This is a genomic window from Altererythrobacter sp. BO-6, assembly GCF_011047315.1.
Taxonomy (GTDB): Bacteria; Pseudomonadota; Alphaproteobacteria; order Sphingomonadales; family Sphingomonadaceae; genus Erythrobacter.
Genome location: NZ_CP049259.1, coordinates 1,752,390 through 1,766,641 on the forward strand (window position 1 = coordinate 1,752,390; position 14,252 = coordinate 1,766,641).

Annotated in this window: 20 protein-coding genes; 8 read left to right on the plus strand and 12 right to left on the minus strand. The window is 62.0% G+C overall.

Annotated features, from left to right (window positions below; genetic code table 11):
* Positions 1 to 42: 42 nt before the first annotated feature.
* The gene (locus tag G6N82_RS08535) at positions 43 to 801 is read right to left on the minus strand and encodes a metallophosphoesterase (protein ID WP_165195588.1); all 759 of its coding nucleotides are present in this window, start codon (positions 799 to 801) and stop codon (positions 43 to 45) included.
* A 40-nt stretch (positions 802 to 841) separates the two neighbouring features.
* A complete protein-coding gene (locus G6N82_RS08540; RefSeq protein ID WP_241255043.1) occupies positions 842 to 1,162 on the minus strand; it encodes a hypothetical protein in 321 nt (106 codons plus the stop codon).
* Between the two features lie 141 nt (positions 1,163 to 1,303).
* Here G6N82_RS08540 and G6N82_RS08545 point away from each other — a divergent pair, with 141 nt between their 5' ends.
* Positions 1,304 to 1,624 carry a UrcA family protein gene (locus tag G6N82_RS08545; RefSeq protein WP_165195592.1) on the plus strand — a complete coding sequence of 107 codons (321 nt, stop codon included), beginning with the start codon at positions 1,304 to 1,306 and terminating at the stop codon, positions 1,622 to 1,624.
* 131 nt (positions 1,625 to 1,755) lie between these two features.
* On the opposite strand, the gene G6N82_RS08550 is transcribed toward G6N82_RS08545, so the two are convergent.
* The 3 genes from G6N82_RS08550 to G6N82_RS08560 all read right to left on the minus strand — a co-directional run bounded on the left by G6N82_RS08550 (position 1,756) and on the right by G6N82_RS08560 (position 5,357).
* On the minus strand, positions 1,756 to 2,490 hold the full coding sequence (locus tag G6N82_RS08550; RefSeq protein ID WP_241255044.1) for a LytTR family DNA-binding domain-containing protein: 735 nt from the start codon (positions 2,488 to 2,490) through the stop codon (positions 1,756 to 1,758).
* Between the two features lie 16 nt (positions 2,491 to 2,506).
* The gene (locus G6N82_RS08555) at positions 2,507 to 3,601 is read right to left on the minus strand and encodes a histidine kinase (RefSeq protein ID WP_346773724.1); all 1,095 of its coding nucleotides are present in this window, start codon (positions 3,599 to 3,601) and stop codon (positions 2,507 to 2,509) included.
* Between the two features lie 238 nt (positions 3,602 to 3,839).
* Positions 3,840 to 5,357 (minus strand): fumarate hydratase, encoded by a 1,518-nt coding sequence (locus G6N82_RS08560; protein WP_165198086.1) that lies wholly within the window; start codon positions 5,355 to 5,357, stop codon positions 3,840 to 3,842.
* 151 nt (positions 5,358 to 5,508) lie between these two features.
* Here G6N82_RS08560 and G6N82_RS08565 point away from each other — a divergent pair, with 151 nt between their 5' ends.
* The 4 genes from G6N82_RS08565 to G6N82_RS08580 are packed head-to-tail and all read left to right on the plus strand — an operon-like array spanning position 5,509 to position 8,513.
* Positions 5,509 to 6,096, plus strand: a complete 588-nt coding sequence (locus tag G6N82_RS08565; protein WP_241255045.1) for a protein-L-isoaspartate O-methyltransferase — start codon at positions 5,509 to 5,511, stop codon at positions 6,094 to 6,096.
* 23 nt (positions 6,097 to 6,119) lie between these two features.
* Positions 6,120 to 7,586, plus strand: coding sequence for a TolC family outer membrane protein (locus G6N82_RS08570; protein WP_165195596.1), 1,467 nt, complete (start codon positions 6,120 to 6,122; stop codon positions 7,584 to 7,586).
* Between the two features lie 52 nt (positions 7,587 to 7,638).
* Positions 7,639 to 8,088, plus strand: a complete 450-nt coding sequence (locus G6N82_RS08575; RefSeq protein WP_165195598.1) for a DUF2497 domain-containing protein — start codon at positions 7,639 to 7,641, stop codon at positions 8,086 to 8,088.
* Positions 8,089 to 8,099: 11 nt separating this feature from the next.
* Entirely contained in the window at positions 8,100 to 8,513 is a 414-nt protein-coding gene (locus G6N82_RS08580; RefSeq protein WP_165195600.1) for a (2Fe-2S) ferredoxin domain-containing protein, read from the plus strand.
* Positions 8,514 to 8,522: 9 nt separating this feature from the next.
* Here the strand turns inward: G6N82_RS08580 and G6N82_RS08585 are convergent, their stop codons facing one another.
* Complete coding sequence (locus G6N82_RS08585) at positions 8,523 to 8,816, minus strand: hypothetical protein (RefSeq protein ID WP_165198088.1); 294 nt, start codon at positions 8,814 to 8,816, stop codon at positions 8,523 to 8,525.
* Positions 8,817 to 8,931: 115 nt separating this feature from the next.
* On the opposite strand from G6N82_RS08585, the gene G6N82_RS08590 reads away from it, so the two are divergent.
* From G6N82_RS08590 to xth, 3 genes are read left to right on the plus strand one after another with little or no spacing between them, the layout of a single operon-like run.
* Positions 8,932 to 9,363, plus strand: a complete 432-nt coding sequence (locus tag G6N82_RS08590; protein WP_165195602.1) for a CBS domain-containing protein — start codon at positions 8,932 to 8,934, stop codon at positions 9,361 to 9,363.
* Positions 9,364 to 9,397: 34 nt separating this feature from the next.
* Positions 9,398 to 9,727, plus strand: coding sequence for an iron-sulfur cluster insertion protein ErpA (gene erpA, locus G6N82_RS08595; RefSeq protein WP_165195604.1), 330 nt, complete (start codon positions 9,398 to 9,400; stop codon positions 9,725 to 9,727).
* Positions 9,728 to 9,765: 38 nt separating this feature from the next.
* A complete protein-coding gene (xth, locus tag G6N82_RS08600) occupies positions 9,766 to 10,563 on the plus strand; it encodes an exodeoxyribonuclease III (RefSeq protein WP_165195606.1) in 798 nt (265 codons plus the stop codon).
* Positions 10,564 to 10,626: 63 nt separating this feature from the next.
* Here the strand turns inward: xth and G6N82_RS08605 are convergent, their stop codons facing one another.
* The 6 genes from G6N82_RS08605 to dnaQ form a co-directional block, all read right to left on the minus strand.
* Entirely contained in the window at positions 10,627 to 11,295 is a 669-nt protein-coding gene (locus G6N82_RS08605) for a cell wall hydrolase (RefSeq protein ID WP_165195608.1), read from the minus strand.
* A 202-nt stretch (positions 11,296 to 11,497) separates the two neighbouring features.
* Complete coding sequence (locus tag G6N82_RS08610; protein WP_165195610.1) at positions 11,498 to 11,833, minus strand: DUF1491 family protein; 336 nt, start codon at positions 11,831 to 11,833, stop codon at positions 11,498 to 11,500.
* Positions 11,834 to 11,843: 10 nt separating this feature from the next.
* Positions 11,844 to 12,308: a PaaI family thioesterase gene (locus G6N82_RS08615; RefSeq protein WP_165195612.1), complete on the minus strand. Its 465-nt coding sequence runs from the start codon at positions 12,306 to 12,308 to the stop codon at positions 11,844 to 11,846.
* Positions 12,298 to 12,693, minus strand: coding sequence for a PTS sugar transporter subunit IIA (locus G6N82_RS08620; protein WP_346773725.1), 396 nt, complete (start codon positions 12,691 to 12,693; stop codon positions 12,298 to 12,300). The genes G6N82_RS08615 and G6N82_RS08620 overlap by 11 nt, the downstream gene beginning before the upstream one ends.
* 200 nt (positions 12,694 to 12,893) lie before the next feature.
* Complete coding sequence (raiA, locus tag G6N82_RS08625; protein WP_165195614.1) at positions 12,894 to 13,478, minus strand: ribosome-associated translation inhibitor RaiA; 585 nt, start codon at positions 13,476 to 13,478, stop codon at positions 12,894 to 12,896.
* 57 nt (positions 13,479 to 13,535) lie between these two features.
* Positions 13,536 to 14,228 (minus strand): DNA polymerase III subunit epsilon, encoded by a 693-nt coding sequence (gene dnaQ / locus G6N82_RS08630; RefSeq protein ID WP_165195616.1) that lies wholly within the window; start codon positions 14,226 to 14,228, stop codon positions 13,536 to 13,538.
* Positions 14,229 to 14,252 lie beyond the last annotated feature (24 nt).

The window sequence follows — 14,252 nt, forward strand, 5'->3', positions numbered from 1 at the left end:
AGCGAAAGGGCGGTCCCGCGGGGCCGCCCTTTTTCGTTGCGCTCAATTCTCGCGGCGAAAGTTGCGATGCTCGACTTCGATCAACCCACCGCGATCGATCCGGATAACATTGTAGGATGGTGGCGCACCCTTGCGCAGCCGCGTCGACAGCGTTCCCGCCCCGACCATCCGCATCGCACGATTGTCGCGCGACCGGACCTGGTCGAACGGAAAATGGACATGGCCTGACAGGACGGCGCTAGCGCCCGCCGCCGCGAGCTCGGCAAAGGCCTGATCCCCGCGAATGGTCGGATTCTTGTGTCCATCCTGCTCGGCCAGCAGCGGATGGTGGCAGGCGACAAGCTTAGGGCGGGGATCGGCCCGCAACGCCTCAAGCCGCGCCAGTGCAGCGTCGAGATTGCGCCGGGTCACGACACCGTCAGACCAGGGCCAGCGCAACTGGGCGGGGACATTGGTGTCGAACGGCACGATCAGCGCATGCTCGAGTGCAATCTCTGCGCCGACAGCTACCTCCAGCACGCCAAAGCGGGCGTATGGCCGCCGGAACCGTTCCCATAAATTGTAATAGGGCATGTCGTGATTGCCGGGTTGCAGCATGATCGGTACGCCAAGGCCGGCGAACCAGTCCGCTGCATCCGCATATTGCCGGTGCGTTGCCCGCTGGGTCAGGTCGCCGGTGCAGACGATCGCATCCGGCTGCTCAGCGTGAACGCCAGCCTCGAACCACGCCATCGCCGCGCGGTCCTCCACACCGAAATGCGTGTCGCTGACATGGAACAGGATCGAAGCGTCGCCGGGCATGACCCGCGCCTAGCACATCCGCGCACCGAAGGAAGCGCCGTCAGACCCGCCCGCTCAGGATCAGCCAGGCGGCGAGGCCATTCAGTGCCGTGTAGGCGAGATAGGCCCAGGCGAGCCCTGGCCAGCCATTGGCTGCGAGCAGCAATGCCGCCAACAGCACGAGGAATTCCGTAAGCAACGTCAGCCGTCCGCCCAGCATGTGCACGAACCACGGCATTTGCCCGAGCAGCGAATGGCGGCTTTCCAGCACCGCCTTGTGAAGCGCGAAATTGCCGATCCCGAGCAGGAAGATGACCGCGATCGCCATGATTACATTATTGCGTAATCGCCCGTCGATTGGAAACGGCAATTCGTCGGGCATGCTCAACTGTCTGTCAGGAATGCGCTGCACCGGTCGGAAAGCGTTCGGCAATCATCGACCATCGGCTGATCGGAGCGCCATGATGGCCTATCTCCAGTCCTGCGGATGAGGCCCCTACCCCCCTTTAAAGCCCCGCCGCAATTGGAGGAAATCATGTTCAAACCTTTTCTGGCAGCTGCCGCCTTGAGCGCTGCAATCGCCGCCGGCCCTGCCACCGCCGAGGAAACGCAAGGCAATTCGAAGACCGTTACCTACAGCGATCTCGACCTGTCGACGAAGCAGGGACAGAAGGAACTTGAAGTCCGCTTCGCCCGCGCGGCACGAGAAGTCTGCGAAGCAGATGCAAAGCGCACCGGCACCCGCATGATGTCAACCGAGGTCCGGCGCTGCCTCGCGGAAGCGAAGAAAAGCACCAAGGCGGCCATGGCCAGGATCCTTTCGGATAATCAGCTCGGCGGATAACCCGACACCCCGCTTGCACCCATGGTGCAACCTGGCGGCCTGAGCCCATTCCAGTCCCGGGGCTCAGGCCGCCAATTCTTTCGAGAAAAATCAAACCGCACAGCTACATGGCAGCGCCGGGCGCGCCGCCCCTAGCGACCGGCCATCGCCTTGACCTTGGGCAGATAGGTGCGCCCGATTCGCAGCGCTTCGCCGCAATCGAGTTCTGCCGACCATACCCCCAAGCCATCATGTCTCAGGCCCCGGATACGGTCCCTGCGCAAAATGGTCGAACGATGGATGCGGATGAATTCGGCCGGATCGAGCCGCTGCTCCAGCCCGGCGATCGTCTGCAGCAACAGATAGCTTCGCCCCCCATCGGCCGGCTCGCCGACGAACAGGCGAACATAGTCGCGCTCGGCATCGATCCGGCTGACTTCGCTAACGGCGATCCGCAACAGTTCGGACCGGTGCGGCACCCACAGCTCCTCGAGCCATTGGCTTTCGCGGACCCGTCCGGTCCCGCGCCGGGCCAAAGCCCGTTCGATCGCGCGTGACAGCCGGTCTGATGCAACAGGCTTGAGAACATAGTCGATCGCGTCGAGATCGAAGGCTTCGACCGCAAAATCGTCATGCGCGGTAACGAAGATCACCGCCGGTGGATTGTCCCGCTTGGCGAGTTCGCGCGCGACGCCGAGCCCGTCGAGTTCGGGCATAGTCATGTCGAGTAGGATGAGGTCGGGCAAAAGCGCGTCCACCAGCCGCAAGGCGGCCGCGCCATCGCTTGCGGTGCCGATTACATTGATCGTTTCGATTTGCGCACAGATGACCTGGATCCGCTCAACCGCGAGCGGCTCGTCATCCACGATCAGCGTCCTCAGCGCCATGTCCCCTCGCCTCGTGTCAGCCATTTCGGGTCAAGGGTATCCGGATTTCGGTGCGATATCCACCCGGAACCGGGCCGGATTCGAGCGAAACATCGGGTCCGAAGCGAGCTTCCATCCGGTCGCGGACATTGGCAAGGCCAATCCCGAAGCCGGGCTTGGCATTGGCGGGAACGCCCGGGCCATTGTCGCTGACGGTGACGACAAGCCGGTCAAACTCCTCGCGCGCGGCAACCCTTATCGTAACCGGCCGGTTCACTGGCGAGACGGCATATTTGACTGAGTTTTCGACCAGCGGCTGCAGGATCATCCCGGGCACGCGCGCATCGGCCAGATCGGCCGGCAGATCGAATTCGCAGCGCAACCGTTCAGGGAAGCGCACGGCTTCGATATCCAGATAATGCTGTTGCAGTTCGAATTCATCAGCCAAGGCCACATCCATCGTCGGCTCTGACGCCAGGCTGTGGCGATAGAAGCGCGCAAGGGTCTGGATCATCTGTTCGGCCCGCTCGGTCTTGCCGGTCATCACCAGCGAGGACAGCGAGTTGAGCGTGTTGAACAGGAAGTGGGGGTTGACCTGATAGCGCAGCGAGCGGATTTCGGCCGCCTTGGCCGCATTACGGAACTCGCTCGCCCGGCGTTCGGCTGCGCTCGCCTGGACCCCGGCGAGCAGCGCGAAATAGAGCGAAGCCCAGGCCAGAAGCAGGAAGTAGCGGCCAAGAGCGATATCGATCAGTCCACGCCAGATGTCGCTTTGCGTGGGAGCCGGTGCGATGATGACGCTTTCTGATCGTGGTGCGCGCGGCGGACCATCGATGTCCTCTTCCCAGTCGCGCTGGGTTTCGACCGGCACATCGACCAGCAAGTTACCCGACTCGTCGCGCCGCAGGTTGACCCCGCGGTCCCTGCCATAGGCAGCTTCTTCCTTGGCCTGGACGTCTTCGAATATCCATTGGTTGACCTGCGCGATCGCACCTGCAGCAGGCAGCGCAATCAGCAGCGCAGCAGTCACCCGCATCCACAATGGGCGCGCGTCGAACAGGCGGAGCAGCGACCACAGCACCAGCGTCATCCCGATACCGGCCAGCGTCACCACTCCGCGGCGCCACAGCATTTCGGACTGGAATTCGAAATCGGCCAGCTGCGCGCGGATCGTCCACGATCGCGAAATAGGCTGCCCACAGCACCACCATCGACAGGAGGACGTGGCGAAAGGGCACGCGCGGCAAGGGTTCAGACAAGGTCTTTTCCATTACTCTCGCCCCCTATACTTGCCCGCCACATAAGGCGAATCCGTCGTCGGCCAGCATATGCCGTTCATCGAAAGTTCATCGACCGACCAACGCCCGGAATCAGCCCTTTTCGAGCAGTTTTTCCTTTGCAATCCGTTCTTTCCAGATCGCCGGAGCCAATGTGTGGACATTGGTGCCTTCGCTGTCGACCGCGACCGTAACGGGCATGTCCTTGACCGTGAATTCGTAGATCGCCTCCATCCCGAGGTCTTCGAAAGCCACAACCTTTGCTTCCTTGATCGCCCGCGCGACGAGATAGGCCGCGCCGCCCACCGCCATCAGATAGGATACCTTGAAGCGGCTGATCACTTCCACCGCATTGTGCCCGCGCTCGGCCTTGCCGATCATCGCCAGCAGGCCAAGATCGAGCATCATCTCGGTGAATTTGTCCATGCGGGTGGCGGTGGTGGGGCCGGCCGGGCCAACCACTTCGCCCATCACCGGATCGACCGGGCCGACATAGTAGATTGCCCGGCCTTTGAAATCGACCGGCAGCTCTTCCCCCTTTGCCAGCATGTCCTGGATGCGTTTGTGCGCCGCATCGCGCCCGGTGAGCATGGCGCCGTTGAGCAGCAGCCGGTCTCCCGCTTTCCAGCTGGCGACTTCTTCCGGCGTCAGATTGTCGAGATCGACCCGCTTGGCCTCTGCATCGGGCTGCCACTCCACCTTGGGCCAGGCATCGAGATCAGGCTGCGGCAAATAGGCCGGCCCCGAACCGTCCATCGTCACATGCGCGTGGCGCGTGGCGGCACAATTGGGGATCATCGCCACCGGCTTGCCTGCAGCGTGGCACGGCCAGTCGAGGATCTTGACGTCAAGGATGGTCGAAAGCCCGCCCAGCCCTTGCGCCCCGACGCCTGTGGCATTGACGGCATCGAAGATATCGATCCGCAGCTGTTCGATATCGTTTTGAGCCCCCCGCGCCTTGAGTTGGGCCATATCGATCGGATCCATGAGCGATTGCTTGGCCAGCTTCATGCAGTGTTCCGCCGTGCCGCCAATGCCGATGCCCAGCATGCCCGGCGGGCACCAGCCCGCGCCCATGGAGGGGATCTGCTCAAGCACCCAGTCGACGATGTTGTCGCTGGGGTTCATCATCTTGAACTTCGATTTGTTCTCGCTGCCGCCACCCTTGGCCGCAACGTCGATGCTGACGGTGTTGCCCGGCACCATCTCGACCGACAGCACGCACGGGGTGTTGTCGCGGGTGTTGCGACGCGTGAAGGCGGGATCGGCCAGGATCGATGCACGCAGCTTGTTGTCCGGGTGGTTGTAGGCGCGGCGCACGCCTTCATCGACCACGTTCTGCAGGCTGCGGCTCGATTCCAGCCGGCAATCCTGCCCCCATTTGATGAATACGTTGACGATCCCGGTGTCCTGGCAGATCGGGCGATGCCCCTCGGCGCACATGCGGCTGTTGGTCAGGATCTGCGCGATCGCGTCTTTCGCGGCCGGCCCCTGCTCTGCTTCATAGGCTTTGCCGAGAGCCTGGATGTAATCCATCGGGTGGTAGTACGAGATAAATTGCAGAGCATCCGCAATGGTTTCGATCAGGTCGTCTTCACGGATCAAGGTCATGTCGCTCATCGAAGCTGTGCTCCTGTCGGTCGATTCCTCCGCCCCATAGGCGTCTGCCCCCCGTAGCGTCAAAGCGCTTGGCGGCAAGCACCGCAAACGCTAGAGGTGATTGACCTAGTGTGTTGTGAATATAATACAGCCTGTGAAAGCCATGACGAACAACAATATACCTCTCGCCCGCAAGGCCATGATCGATAGCCAGCTGCGTACAAGCGGAGTCACTGAACCCTTCGTGCTGGCGCGGATGGGCTCGGTCGCGCGTGAGGATTTCGTGCCGGAAGGCGCGCGGACGATTGCCTATATCGATCGCGCTGTCCCGCTGGGCGGTGGCAAATTCCTTGCCGCGCCGTTGGTGCATGGCAAGATGCTGGCCGAAGCGCGCCCCGCCCTCGATGATACGACCCTGATCGTGGAAAGCGGATCGGGCTATCTCGCCGAACTGTTGCGCCCGCTGGTCGGCAAGCTCGACACAATCGGTGCGGACGAGGTGGCAGGTGGCAAGAAGGGCCGGAAGAGCTATTCGCTCATCCTGGTTGACGGTGCGATCGAGCATTTGCCCGATGCCCTGTCCAATCGGCTTGAAGAGAACGGGCGGATCGTCACCGGGTTGGTGCTGCGCGGTGTGACCCGCCTCGCCACCGGGCGGAAGGTTGCCGGATCTGTCACACTTCAGCCGCTGGCCGAGATCGGCATTCCCGTGCTGCACGCCTTCGACCGCCCGAAGGAATGGAGTTTCTGAATTTGACGCACCGCAGCCCCCGCATGCGGCACCTGGCCGTTGTTTTCCTGCTGGGTGCCGGCCTTGTCCCGGCAACCGCACATGCCGACGGACTGCGCGAGGCGCTGGTCAGCGCCTATGAAAACAACCCGACATTGCAGGCCGCAAGGGCGCAACAGCGCGCCACCGATGAGGAAGTGCCGATTCAGCGTGCGCAGGGCTTGCACAATGTTTCCGCCACGGCGAATCACATCGAGTTCGTGAAGGTTTCGCCCAACAGCTTTACCGCTCCCGAGCGGCGCTTCGCCGGTGGCGTCGACATGACGGTGCCGGTCTATTCGGGCGGTGCGGTGCGCAATGGCATCAAAGCCGCGAAACAACGCGTTTCTGCTGGCCAGGCAGACCTGCGGGGGACCGAAAGCGCCATCTTCAGCCAGGTCGTCGCAGCCTATATGGATGTGCTGCGCACCGAGGCGCTGGCGGCGCTCGCGGGTAACCAGGTCGAGGTGCTGACCGTCAACCTGCAGGCAACCACCGACCGCTTCGAGATCGGCGATCTGACGCGCACCGACGTGGCTCAGTCGCAGTCGCGGCTGGCGCTGGCACAAGGCGATTTCCGTAACGCACAGGCCAATTTGATCGCCGCGCGCGAGAATTACATCGCACTGGTCGGGCGCGCACCGCAGAACCTGGAGGCGCCGCCACCCTTGCCCGGCCTGCCGGGAACGGTGGGCGAGGCGGTGGTTGCCGCGCTTGAGAACAATCCGGACCTGATCGCCGCACGCGAGCGGGCCGACGCGGCCGGCTTCGATCTGGAAGTGGCCGGTGCCGGGCGGCTGCCCACGGTCGGCCTGTTCGCGAACATCGACTACACGGATTACTTCGGCACGCTCGGTGGCCCGATCTCTTCCGACTTCACGCAGAACGAAACGACCGCCAATGCGGGGATCCAGGTCACGATCCCGATTTTCCAGGGCGGCCTGCCCGCTGCCCGCCAACGCCAGGCCTATGCCCGCGAAACCGTGGCGCTTGAGCGCGTGATCGAGGCTGAACGGAGCATCATCTCACAGGTGCGCGCCGCTTATTCCAGCTGGCAGGCAGCCAATGCCATTATCGAAAGCTCTGAATCGGCTGTTGCCGCAGCCGAACTGAGCCTTGAGGGCGTTCGGGCGGAAAATTCGATCGGGAACCGCACGATCCTGGATGTGCTCAATGCCGAACAGGAATTGCTTTCGGCGCGGGCACAACTCGTCACCGCTCGCCGCAACGCCTATGTCGCCGGCTTCAGCGTCCTCGCGGCGATGGGCAAGGCCGAAGCGCGCGACCTCAATCTCGATACCGGCGGCGTGCTGTATGATCCGCAGGACAATTACGACCGGGTGCGGGGCAAGATGCTCGATTGGCAGCGCGATGCGGAACCTGCCGCCATTTCAACGAGAACCGTTGACATCCCCGCGCCTGACGCGATGATTGGGCCGCCCGATGAATCGGGTGACGTCACCGGCAACTGACGTCAAAGCACCGCAAGGGCACAGATACAGGGCGCAGCAGGGGAATTGGCGCATGGCGCAGCATGGCGAGGCATCGGTGGAAGAGATCCTCGAATCGATCAAGAAGGTGATCGCACGCGACAATCGCGATGCTGCTTCTCCCGCGCGCGTGGTTGCGACAAGGGCGCAGGACGATCCTGATCACGGGCAGGTGCTCGATCTTTCGGAGATGGAATTTGCCGCTGTAGCCGACGAGATTTCCCCTGATGCAGACGAAAACGACGAGCCGCTGACCACCGAGACGGTGCGCGTCTCAATGCGCGAAAATTTCGAAGCGCTGGCCATGCTCGCCGAGCCGGGTGCGCGCCCGCAAATCGTCCGGTCTGGCGAAACTTCGCTTGAAGGCCTGGTACGCGAAATGCTGCGCCCGATGCTGGCAGAATGGCTCGACAAGAACCTGCCCGGCATGGTCGAGAAGATGGTGCAGGCCGAAATCGCGCGGATCGCCGGCAAGCGCGGCTAAACCTGCGCCCGATGCGCGAACCTGACGCCCCTGATCCCTCCGAACTGCGCGATGCCCGCCTTGCGCTGGCCAAGCTGGGTGGGGAAAGCATCGAGCGACACATCTTCCTGTGCGCCATGAGCGAGAAGCAGAAATGCTGTTCGCGCGAGCAAGGCGAAGCTTCGTGGAAGTATCTCAAGCGCCGCCTCAACGAATTGAAACTGTCAGGCCCAAAGCGGATCAACCCCGAAGGGCAGCCATGCGGCGGGATCCAGCGCACCAAAGCGGATTGCCTTCAGGTCTGCGCGGCAGGGCCGATCGCGCTCGTATGGCCCGATCGTGTCTGGTACCATTCGGCGCGCGAAGATGTGCTTGAAAAGATCATCCAGCAGCACCTGATCGGCGGCGAACCGGTCCAGGAATTTCGCCTGCGTAATCCCGACTGAACGCTTTTCTCAGTCTTCGTTATGGCGCGGCAGATTATTGTCGACCGACGCGTCGTGACCGGTTCCGTTAGAGAGAAAAACGAGACCCATCAGGGCGCTGGTCAGCAGCATCATGAAGCCCATTCCCAGCGCCACGGCGATGTAGAAATGCACCGACACCATGCCGTTGTATTTATAGAGCAGGGCCATGGCGATCGCGACGATACCGATCGTGAACAACAGCATGAACCGCATCAGGCGGCGATAGCGCGCCCAAGCGTATGCCGCCTTTTCGGGATCATCGAGGGGGGATTTGCCGACCATGGGGGGCACATGGGCCTTCGTGCGGTGCGATGCAATGATCGAATGCAGATTGAGGGATTCGCCTTTTCCCTGCGAAAGTGGCATTCTTCCTGTCAGAGTCGTGAGGGAGAATGCGATGACGATTGCACGGATTATCGAGCAAAGGCGTGGGCAGGATGTCATTTCATGCGATTCGACCATGCCGATGCGCCAGGCTGTGGCGCTCTTGGCAGAAAAGCGGATCGGAGCGCTGCCGGTTATGCGCGGTGGCAGCGTCGTGGGCATCTTCTCAGAGCGTGATGTGATCTACCGCCTCGCCGAGGAAGGCGAGATCTGCCTCAACCGCCCGCTGGAAGAGGTGATGACTGCACCGCCCATCACGGTTTCACCGTCCACCGTGATCGATGAAGCCCTGTCGCTTATGACCCGCCGCCGGATTCGCCACCTGCCAGTGATTGATGGCAGCTCCATGGTCGGCTTCATTTCGATCGGGGACCTCGTCAAACACCGGATCGACCAGGTCGAACACGAAGCCGAAGCGATGCGAAACTATATCCAGACCGCTTGAGGAAAGCGCTGCGGATCCCTAAATCAGGCTTACCATGGCTGACCCGCTAACCTTGACCCCTGCCGCCGCCAAGCGCGTGGCATGGATTGCCGAAAGGCAGTCCCGGCCGGCGATCCTGCGCCTTTCGGTAGAGGGTGGCGGATGTTCGGGCTTCCAGTACAAATTCGACCTTACCGATACACCGGACAATGATGACATGGTGAGCGAGACCGATGGCGTACAGCTGGTGGTCGATCCGATCAGCCTTGACCTTGTATCCGGCAGCGTGGTCGATTTCGTCGAATCGCTCGGCGGTGCGGCCTTTCGGGTCGAAAACCCGCAGGCGGCGGCCGGATGCGGCTGCGGCTCCAGCTTCGGGATTTGAATTAGACCCCGCGCCCAACTTCGGGCATCAGGGCGTTCATGAAAATCGCCACATTCAACATCAACGGGATCAAGGCACGCCTGCCGCGCCTGAAGGAATGGCTTGAGGAAACGCGGCCTGCGGTCGCCTGCCTGCAGGAAATCAAGTGCATGGATGACGGCTTTCCGGCCGACGAGTTCGAGGCGATCGGATATCGTGCGATCTGGCACGGGCAAAAGAGCTTCAACGGCGTGGCGATCCTGGCGGATGAACGCGCCGGGATCGCTGCGCCGGTTGAAGTGCAGCGCGGGCTGGGCATTGATGGCCCGAACGATGGGGAGGGCGAACAGGCCCGCTATCTCGAAGCGGATGTGGGCGGTGTGCGGATCGTCTGTATCTACCTGCCCAACGGCAACCCGCAACCGGGCCCGAAGTTCGACTACAAGCTGGCGTGGATGGAACGGCTGCGCGCACGCATGGCGCAGATCTGGGCGGAAGAGGTGCCAGCCGCCGTCTTGGGCGATTTCAATGTGATCCCTGAAGACAATGACGTGTGGTCACCCAAGGCCATGGCTGACGACGCGTTGATGCAACCCGCATCGCAGGCTGCCTATTCCCGCTTTCTGGGCGATGGCTGGACCGATGCCCTACGCACGCACAATCCGCGCGGAGGGGTGTGGACCTATTGGGACTACCAGGCCGGCGCATGGCAACGCGATCACGGCTTCCGGATCGACCATATCCTGCTCAGCCCCGAGCTTGCCGATCGGCTGGAGGCGGTCGGGGTCGACCGAGCGCACCGCGGGCGCGACAAGGCCAGCGATCATACACCGGTCTGGGCCATCCTGCGCAGCTGACGGCATCGAAGAGGGGCCCAACCTTGCGGCGGGCCCCTCAAAAAACCTGCGATTGGTGGTCAATCAGCGATAGAAGACGTGGCGATTGATGGTGGCGCGCGCCGTTTTCTTGTGGCTCCAACTGGGGCGCACATATTTGGCGTGGAAATAGAGCGCATCGCCCGCTTCCGAATCCCACAGCCCTTCATGGGCAATGCGGGCTATCGCCTTGGCCTGCTGCCAAGCCTGTGAACCTGCCTTGACTTGCGGCATCTCACCGCCGCGCACGAACGAGAATTGCGCGCGCTGGTAGACGACGCCGCAATAGCTGGACGGGAAACGCCCGCTTTCAGTCCGGTTGATCACCACTTGCGCCACCGCGAGCTGGCCCGCCAGCGGTTCGCCGCGCGCTTCGAAATAGACCGCGCCAGCGAGGCAGCGCATCTGTTCGGACAGGGCAAAATCGGTATCGGTCGCTGCGACCAGTGCATGCAGCGAGGCCGCTTTGGCTGTCGCCTCATCACGATCCGCCTGCAAATCCGCCTGCGCGGCTGAGGGAAGCGGCTGGACGACTTCTTGCGAAACGAATTGCGGAACGGCCTCTTCAGCCGATCCAATGGCGGCGTCTGCCGCCTCCTGCAGCCCCGGTTCGGTGACCTGGGCGAATGCGCCGGAAAACTCGGCGCCCGAAAATGTCAGGCCGAGCACAGCCGCACCTGCGGCAAGCCCGAGCCCATGGCTCCTGCGGATCATGTGTTCTTGGTTCTGGGCGGTGGACGCGCTCCGACGCAGGCTTTGACCGGAAGTGCTTTTTGCACCTTTCAAACCGGTCGAATTCTTGGCCTGCCGGCCGCCCCCCGTCTGCGTGCTAGCGCTTCGACCGTATTGCCGAAGAACGCCGCCTACGCGCCTGGAAGCTGCGCGGCCAAATAGAGTTCGCGTTCAGAAGGTCAAGTTAACGCGCCAGCGATGCGACGAGCCGTGCACCATCAGCGATATCTGCCTCCAAAATCCAGATATCGGGGTCCTGGAGCCGCCGTCTTTCAAGATACTCGTAAATTTCGTGCGGTTTTTCAGGGTTTTGTTGCTTTGCAGCAATATATGGTCGCGATCCATCGAGCTGCGGCATTCTTTCGAAAAGAACCGCGTTCTCGCCGCGATAGATAGTTAAGATCAGGATGGTTCCGGCGTCCTTATGACCCTTGGCGATAACGCTTGCGAAACCCCCTTGCGATTCGATCGCACGAATCATTCCTGCCACTTCCAGATGCGCGGGTAGCCGACCCTCCACCGGAATGTGCCTAAGCCGCCTGGTAGCCGGGCAGGTTAGCGAGCGGAATGCGCGACCGCATGAAGGTACCCGTGCCGCGGCCGATCTCGTCCCCTTCGGCATCGACCAGCCGCGCTTCGGCCACAAACACGCGGCGTTTGCCGCTGATCCACACCCCTTCGGCCACCACTTCCCCGCTGCGCACGGGCTTGGTGAAATGGAGGTTGAAGGAGGTTGTCAGCAGGAAACGGTCGGTCGTACGCGTGTTGGCTGCGTAAAAGGCGGCGTCATCAAGCATCTTGAAATAGATCGTGCCGTGCGCCGCACCAGCGGCATGGAAACTTGACTCATCCACGGTGAAGGTGATCCGCGATCGCCCTTCTCCAAGGATGTCGAGCCTCGATTTGAACAGCTGGTTGATTGGCGCCGAAGCATAGAGCCGCTCCAGCGCGCGGTAATGCAGGTCCGCGCCGGACGCTGCCGCGTCAGGCGGCATCGCGCTCGATCTGATTGCTGAGCAGCGCGAACAGCGCCTCTGCGTCAGGGGCCTCGAGCAGCGCCTGGTGGACATTCTCGTCGCGCACCAGCCGCGAGATGGCGGCCAAGGCGTGAAGATGGGTTGCCCCGGCGTTCTCGGGCGAGAGCAGCCCGAAAACCAGTTCCACCGGCATGGCGTCGGCAGCCTGGTATTCCACCGCGTGTTCAAGCCGTAGGAGCACCACGGCAGGCCTGGTCACCTGATTCGAGCGTGCATGCGGGATCGCAACGCCATTGCCGAATCCGGTCGAACCGAGCTTCTCACGCTCCTCGATTCCATCCAGCACGGCAGCAGGGTCGATGTCATAGGCCGACCCGAAGACGCGCGCGACCTGTTCGAGCACATCCTGTTTGGTCTCCGCCTTTGCGATCGTGGACCGCTTCCGGAAGCAATTGAAAATTCGCGTTCATTTCAGACCAGCTTTGTGTCCGTATTCTTCTCAAAATGACCCTTATGCCAACAACCCCACCCGTTGGGGCAGGCAATCAGCGACGATTTCAAAGGGACATTACGCAAGCCACCGAAAGATGTGGTGACCCAGTTTCAGCGCGGTTCGACCCAGCCGATCGATCCATCCGGGCGGCGGTAAACCATATTATGCCGTCCGGTGCCAGCATTTTTGAAAAAGAGCGCGGTTGTGTTGCGCAGGTCCAGCATCATCACCGCATCGGCCACGCTCGCTTCGGGGATGTCGACGCTGGTTTCCGCGATGATCGGGGGTGCGTCGCTGGTGACTTCGTCTTCGGCGTCGTCGCTGGCAAAGATGGTATAGGCAGCTTCCTCGAAACGATAGGCGGCGTCCTCCTCACGCTGCGCATGTGCGGTCTGTTCGTGCCGGTCCTTGATCCGTCGCTTGTAACGCCGCAACTGCTTGTCGATCTTCTCCGCAGCCCCGTCGAGCGCGAGGTGCGCATCCTGGGCTTCGGCGTGGGCTTTCAGGATCAGCCCTTGCATCACATGGGTCACGATATCGCATTTGAACATGCCGGCCGGCGCCTTGCCGAAAGTGACATGGGAGGAGAGCGCGCGATCGAAATATTTGTCGACGATCGTGCCGAGACGCTCATTCACATGCTCCTGAAGCGCGGCACCGGTTTCGATCTGATGGCCTGAAACTCGAATATCCATGACCTGGCGATCTCCTTTCTTCTGTTTTCTTGCGGAGCCTGAAACGGCCCCGGTTCATCAGTTCGACCAGAGCGATTTTTCGATCCGGCCGATGAATTCCTGGTGCCGGGCCAGCTCTTCCGCGGTTGCGGAATGCGGGCGCGGTTCACGCCTTGGGCCAGCAGCTGCCGCGCTTTGCGCCTGCCCGGAAAACGCGACTTCAACCACAGTGGTTTCCGCCGCCAGTTCAAGCCCGATCTGGCGGCCCCCGGTGAGCTCAACGTAAACTTGCGCCAAGAGTTCGGCGTCAAGCAGCGCGCCGTGCTTCACCCGGTGGCTGCGATCGATCCCGTAGCGCGTGCACAACGCATCGAGCGAAACCTTCGCGCCAGGATGGCGCTTGCGCGCGATCGCCACGGTATCAACCATCCGCCCTCGATCGACGGGCTCGCGCCCGATCAAGGCCAGTTCGTTGTTGAGGAAGCCGAAATCGAACCCGGCGTTATGCGCCACCAGCGGGGCATCGCCGAGGAATTCCATCAGCTCGTCAACCTGCTCGGAAAAAAGCGGCTTCTGTTCGAGAAAGGAGATCGAGAGCCCGTGCACCGCTTCGGCCGCGGCAGGCATGTCGCGCTGGGGGTTGAAATAGGCGTGAAAGGTGGCGCCGGTTGGCACCCGGTTGATCATCTCGACACATCCGATTTCCACCATCCGGTCGCCTGATGCTGGATCGAGGCCGGTGGTTTCGGTGTCGAAAACGATTTCCCGCATTGGATTGAATATCGGACTCGACTG

Bases quoted from the DNA above. Each gene is read 5' to 3' on its own strand.
- G6N82_RS08535 (WP_165195588.1), bottom strand. From the start codon at position 801: ATGCCCGGCGACGCTTCGATCCTGTTCCATGTCAGCGACACGCATTTC.
- G6N82_RS08540 (WP_241255043.1), bottom strand. From the start codon at position 1,162: ATGCCCGACGAATTGCCGTTTCCAATCGACGGGCGATTACGCAATAAT.
- G6N82_RS08550 (WP_241255044.1), bottom strand. From the start codon at position 2,490: ATGGCGCTGAGGACGCTGATCGTGGATGACGAGCCGCTCGCGGTTGAG.
- G6N82_RS08555 (WP_346773724.1), bottom strand. From the start codon at position 3,601: ATGCTGTGGCGCCGCGGAGTGGTGACGCTGGCCGGTATCGGGATGACG.
- G6N82_RS08560 (WP_165198086.1), bottom strand. From the start codon at position 5,357: ATGACCTTGATCCGTGAAGACGACCTGATCGAAACCATTGCGGATGCT.
- G6N82_RS08565 (WP_241255045.1), top strand. From the start codon at position 5,509: ATGACGAACAACAATATACCTCTCGCCCGCAAGGCCATGATCGATAGC.
- G6N82_RS08570 (WP_165195596.1), top strand. From the start codon at position 6,120: ATGCGGCACCTGGCCGTTGTTTTCCTGCTGGGTGCCGGCCTTGTCCCG.
- G6N82_RS08575 (WP_165195598.1), top strand. From the start codon at position 7,639: ATGGCGCAGCATGGCGAGGCATCGGTGGAAGAGATCCTCGAATCGATC.
- G6N82_RS08580 (WP_165195600.1), top strand. From the start codon at position 8,100: ATGCGCGAACCTGACGCCCCTGATCCCTCCGAACTGCGCGATGCCCGC.
- G6N82_RS08585 (WP_165198088.1), bottom strand. From the start codon at position 8,816: ATGGTCGGCAAATCCCCCCTCGATGATCCCGAAAAGGCGGCATACGCT.
- G6N82_RS08590 (WP_165195602.1), top strand. From the start codon at position 8,932: ATGACGATTGCACGGATTATCGAGCAAAGGCGTGGGCAGGATGTCATT.
- erpA (WP_165195604.1), top strand. From the start codon at position 9,398: ATGGCTGACCCGCTAACCTTGACCCCTGCCGCCGCCAAGCGCGTGGCA.
- xth (WP_165195606.1), top strand. From the start codon at position 9,766: ATGAAAATCGCCACATTCAACATCAACGGGATCAAGGCACGCCTGCCG.
- G6N82_RS08605 (WP_165195608.1), bottom strand. From the start codon at position 11,295: ATGATCCGCAGGAGCCATGGGCTCGGGCTTGCCGCAGGTGCGGCTGTG.
- G6N82_RS08615 (WP_165195612.1), bottom strand. From the start codon at position 12,308: ATGCCGCCTGACGCGGCAGCGTCCGGCGCGGACCTGCATTACCGCGCG.
- raiA (WP_165195614.1), bottom strand. From the start codon at position 13,478: ATGGATATTCGAGTTTCAGGCCATCAGATCGAAACCGGTGCCGCGCTT.
- dnaQ (WP_165195616.1), bottom strand. From the start codon at position 14,228: ATGCGGGAAATCGTTTTCGACACCGAAACCACCGGCCTCGATCCAGCA.